We start from the raw sequence: 5,219 nt of genomic DNA on the forward strand, positions 1-5,219 counted from the left end.
CGTTCATCAAAGGGTTTTTCTAGCCACAACGCTCTGCGTTGTGGTGACCCGTGGGGGAATCGAACCCCCGTTACCGGCGTGAGAGGCCGGTGTCTTAACCGCTTGACCAACGGGCCATGTGGTGCACCATCAGGGACTCGAACCCGGGACCCACTGATTAAGAGTCAGTTGCTCTACCAGCTGAGCTAATGGTGCATGTCTTCGGCGACCTCCGCCTTTTTTAACCTCTCAAAGTACATCCTCATGTACCTTCAAAACTAAATACTGCAATATCTTCCTGCCAACTGCTCGTCTCGAACTCCGTTAGGTCAAGCCCTCGACCGATTAGTACCGTCCAGCTGAACATGTCACCATGCTTACACCTACGGCCTATCTACCTCGTAGTCTTCAAGGGGTCTTACCTGATTATTCAGTGGGATATCTTATCTTGAGGGCGGCTTCACGCTTAGATGCTTTCAGCGTTTATCCGGTCCGCACTTAGCTGCCCAGCCGTGCCACTGGCGTGACAACTGGTGCACCAGAGGTGCGTCCATCCCGGTCCTCTCGTACTAGGGACAGCTCCTCTCAAATATCCTGCGCCCACGACAGATAGGGACCGAACTGTCTCACGACGTTCTGAACCCAGCTCGCGTACCGCTTTAATTGGCGAACAGCCAAACCCTTGGGACCGAATTCAGCCCCAGGATGCGATGAGCCGACATCGAGGTGCCAAACCTCCCCGTCGATGTGGACTCTTGGGGGAGATCAGCCTGTTATCCCCAGGGTAGCTTTTATCCGTTGAGCGACGGCATTTCCACTCACATACCGCCGGATCACTAACTCCAACTTTCGTTACTGCTCGACTTGTCAGTCTCGCAGTTAGGCTAGCTTTTGCGTTTACACTCTCTGGCACGGTTTCCGTCCGTGCTGAGCTAACCTTTGAGCGCCTCCGATACCTTTTAGGAGGCGACCGCCCCAGTCAAACTGCCCACCTGACATTGTCCCCCAGCCGGTTTCACGGCTGCAGGTTAGAATTCCAGCACTACAAGAGTGGTATCCCAAGGTCGACTCCACATAAGCTGACGCCTATGCTTCCCAGTCTCCCACCTATCCTGTACATGTAATACCGAAATCCAATATCAGGCTGCAGTAAAGCTCCATGGGGTCTTTCCGTCTTGTCGCGGGTAACCGGCATCTTCACCGGTACTACAATTTCGCCGGGCGGGTTGTTGAGACAGCATCCAGATCGTTACACCATTCGTGCGGGTCAGAACTTACCTGACAAGGAATTTCGCTACCTTAGGACCGTTATAGTTACGGCCGCCGTTCACTGGGGCTTCGGGTCAAAGCTCTCACTCATCTCCTTAACCTTCCAGCACCGGGCAGGTGTCAGCCCCTATACTTCATCTTTCGATTTAGCAGAGACCTGTGTTTTTGCTAAACAGTCGCCTGGATCTATTCTCTGCGGCTCATGTCTCCATGAGCACCCCTTATCCCTAAGTTACGGGGTCATTTTGCCGAGTTCCTTAACAACCCTTCTCCCGTTGGCCTTAGAATCCTCTTCCTACCTACCTGTGTCGGTTTGCGGTACGGGCACCTCATATATACCTCAGAGCTTTTCTCGCCTCCGTCTAAGCATGCTTCCCTACTAATTTTCAGTCCCTTACGCCCGGGTCTACCAGCGCCCGGGTCATGCCCTTTCAGAGTGTCACTCTGCTTAAATCTTTCGGTGGTCACGGAATCTCTACCGTGTGTGCATCGACTACGCCTTTCGGCCTCGCCTTAGCTCCCGACTAACCTGGAGCGGACGAACCTTCCTCCAGAAACCTTAGGTTTTCGGCCATTGTGATTCTCACACAATTCTCGCTACTCATTCCGGCATTCTCACTCGTATGCAGTCCACCACCGCTTCCGCTATGGCTTCACCCCGCATACGACGCTCCCCTACCCATTGTATAAATACAATGCCCAAGCTTCGGTATAGATTTTAGCCCCGTTACATTTTCGGCGCGGGGGCACTCGACCAGTGAGCTATTACGCACTCTTTTAATGTATGGCTGCTTCTAAGCCAACATCCTGGTTGTCTGTGCACCCCCACATCCTTTTCCACTTAAATCTATTTAGGGACCTTAGCTGTGGGTCTGGGCTGTTTCCCTTTTGACTATGAAACTTATCTCCCATAGTCTGACTCCTATGCATCGATTATTCGGCATTCTTAGTTTGATAGGGTTCAGTAACCTCTCGGCCCCTAGCCCATTCAGTGCTTTACCTCCGATAATCTAACATAAGGCTAGCCCTAAAGCTATTTCGGGGAGAACCAGCTATATCCGGGTTCGATTGGAATTTCTCCGCTATCCACACCTCATCCGCCACTTTTTCAACAGGGGTCGGTTCGGTCCTCCATTGGGTCTTACCCCAACTTCAACCTGGACATGGATAGGTCACCCGGTTTCGGGTCGTATACACGCAACTAACTCGCCCTGTTCAGACTCGGTTTCCCTTCGGCTCCAGACCTCTAGTCCTTAACCTCGCTACGTACATACACTCGCCGGACCGTTCTACAAAAAGTACCATATCACACTTTGACGTGCTCTATGTGCTTGTAGGCACAGGGTTTCAGGTTCTATTTCACTCCCCTCTCGGGGTTCTTTTCACCTTTCCTTCACAGTACTATACGCTATCGGTCACTGGGTAGTATTTAGGCTTGGAGGGTGGTCCCCCCGGCTTCCCACGGGATTCCTCGTGTCCCGCAGTACTCTGGATCCTGCTCAGCGCGCTCATCTTTCACTTACGGGGCTCTCACCCTCTTTGGCCGACCTTCCCATGTCGTTCAGTTAGACTTACGCGATCTTAAATGCAGTCCACAACCCCAGAAGTATTTCTACCTCTGGTTTGGCCTCTTCCGATTTCGCTCGCCACTACTTTCGGAATCTCGTTTGATTTCTCTTCCTCGCCCTACTTAGATGTTTCAGTTCAGGCGGTTGACCTCGCATAGCTATGTATTCACTATGCGATACCTGGACTTGCCTCCAGGTGGGTTTCCCCATTCGGATATCTACGGATCAATGCCTGTTTGCGGCTCCCCGTAGCTTTTCGCAGCTTACCACGTCCTTCTTCGCCTCCCAGTGCCAAGGCATTCGCCCTGCGCCCTTCTTAGCTTGACCTTATTTCGGTTGTTCTCGACTTAATTGTAGTCTATCAGATTTCTCCGATTTACCTTAATTATTTTCTCAGCGCTCTCGCGCTTTGATGTCGCAGTTGATATTTTCATATCGCAGTATTCAGTTTTCAAGGTACATTCTTGTTGCTTGGCCCTCTTAAGGCCTGGTGGGCTCAAGTGGACTCGAACCACCGACCTCACGCTTATCAGGCGTGCGCTCTAACCACCTGAGCTATGAGCCCTCATGATTAAAATCGGGTTCTCTCCCACTCTTCCCCCACCTCTTGGTGGAGATGAGGAGGCTCGAACTCCTGACCCCCTGCGTGCAAGGCAGGTGCTCTCCCATCTGAGCTACACCCCCATTTACAACAAGGAAAGATTCGCGACCTCTGCCCTCTCGGACAAAAGCCACGGACCTTCAAAATCAAACAATACTAAATGCTCGAACAGTTCTTCCTTAGAAAGGAGGTGATCCAGCCGCACCTTCCGATACGGCTACCTTGTTACGACTTCACCCCAATTACCAGCCCCACCTTCGGCAGCGCCCTCCTTGCGGTTAGGCTACTGACTTCGGGTGTTACCGGCTCTCATGGTGTGACGGGCGGTGTGTACAAGGCCCGGGAACGTATTCACCGCGGCATGCTGATCCGCGATTACTAGCAATTCCGACTTCATGCAGGCGAGTTTCAGCCTGCAATCCGAACTGAGACCGTTTTTCTAGATTCGCTCCACCTCGCGGTATCGCTGCTCTCTGTTAACGGCCATTGTAGTACGTGTGTAGCCCAGGTCATAAGGGGCATGATGATTTGACGTCATCCCCACCTTCCTCCGTTTTGTCAACGGCAGTCCCATTAGAGTGCTCTTGCGTAGCAACTAATAGTAAGGGTTGCGCTCGTTGCGGGACTTAACCCAACATCTCACGACACGAGCTGACGACAACCATGCACCACCTGTCTCATCGTCCCCGAAGGGAACAGCTAATCTCTTAGCCTGGCGATGGATGTCAAGACCTGGTAAGGTTTTTCGCGTTGCTTCGAATTAAACCACATACTCCACTGCTTGTGCGGGCCCCCGTCAATTCCTTTGAGTTTCAACCTTGCGGTCGTACTCCCCAGGTGGATTACTTATTGTGTTAACTCCGGCACGGAGGGGGTCAATCCCCCCACACCTAGTAATCATCGTTTACGGCATGGACTACCAGGGTATCTAATCCTGTTTGCTACCCATGCTTTCGAGCCTCAGCGTCAGTAAAAGCCCAGCAGGCCGCCTTCGCCACTGGTGTTCCTCCCGATATCTACGCATTCCACCGCTACACCGGGAATTCCGCCTGCCTCTACTTCACTCAAGACCAGCAGTTTTGAACGCACGCTCCGGGTTGAGCCCGAAGGTTTCACATTCAACTTACCAGCCCGCCTACACTCCCTTTACACCCAGTAATTCCGGACAACGCTCGCCATCTACGTATTACCGCGGCTGCTGGCACGTAGTTAGCCATGGCTTCCTCCTGTGGTACCGTCACTATCGTCCCACAAGACAGAGGTTTACAATCCGAAAACCGTCTTCCCTCACGCGGCGTCGCTGCATCAGGGTTTCCCCCATTGTGCAATATTCCCCACTGCTGCCTCCCGTAGGAGTCTGGGCCGTGTCTCAGTCCCAATGTGGCCGTTCAACCTCTCAGTCCGGCTACTGATCGTTGCCTTGGTGAGCCGTTACCTCACCAACTAGCTAATCAGACGCGAGCCCATCTCAGAGCGAATTGCTCCTTTTATGACCAGGCCATGCGACCCTGCCATCTTATGCGGTATTAGCAGTCGTTTCCAACTGTTGTCCCCCACTCTGAGGTAGGTTGCTCACGTGTTACTCACCCGTCCGCCACTAACAACATCCATCTTCCTAGCAAGCTATTCCGTCGGATGTGTCCGTTCGACTTGCATGTGTTAAGCGCGCCGCCAGCGTTCGTCCTGAGCCAGGATCAAACTCTTTATCATAGTTGTATCTAAACAGACTCACGCCTGTCCAAATCTAGCTCATTTCAAACTCTAACGTTTAAAATTACTTGAATGATTTCTTTATCTAGAAA

General features: G+C 52.2%; 4 tRNA genes and 2 rRNA genes. All 6 read right to left on the bottom strand.

From position 1 onward, the window contains the following. Positions 1-41: 41 nt before the first annotated feature. Positions 42-116, bottom strand: a tRNA-Glu gene (locus C6Y32_RS14970). Between the two features lie 3 nt (positions 117-119). Further along, positions 120-195, bottom strand: a tRNA-Lys gene (locus C6Y32_RS14975). Between the two features lie 109 nt (positions 196-304). After that, a 23S ribosomal RNA gene (locus tag C6Y32_RS14980) occupies positions 305-3,143 on the bottom strand. A 161-nt stretch (positions 3,144-3,304) separates the two neighbouring features. Beyond that, positions 3,305-3,381, bottom strand: a tRNA-Ile gene (locus tag C6Y32_RS14985). A 43-nt stretch (positions 3,382-3,424) separates the two neighbouring features. Then, positions 3,425-3,500: transfer RNA gene (locus C6Y32_RS14990), tRNA-Ala, on the bottom strand. A 100-nt stretch (positions 3,501-3,600) separates the two neighbouring features. Then, positions 3,601-5,127 (bottom strand): 16S ribosomal RNA (locus C6Y32_RS14995). Together the 16S and 23S rRNA genes with 4 tRNA genes alongside form the textbook arrangement of a ribosomal RNA operon. Positions 5,128-5,219 lie beyond the last annotated feature (92 nt).

The sequence above is a fragment of the Neobittarella massiliensis (ex Bilen et al. 2018) genome (genome assembly GCF_900289145.1).
Taxonomy (GTDB): Bacteria; Bacillota; Clostridia; order Oscillospirales; family Ruminococcaceae; genus Neobittarella; species Neobittarella massiliensis.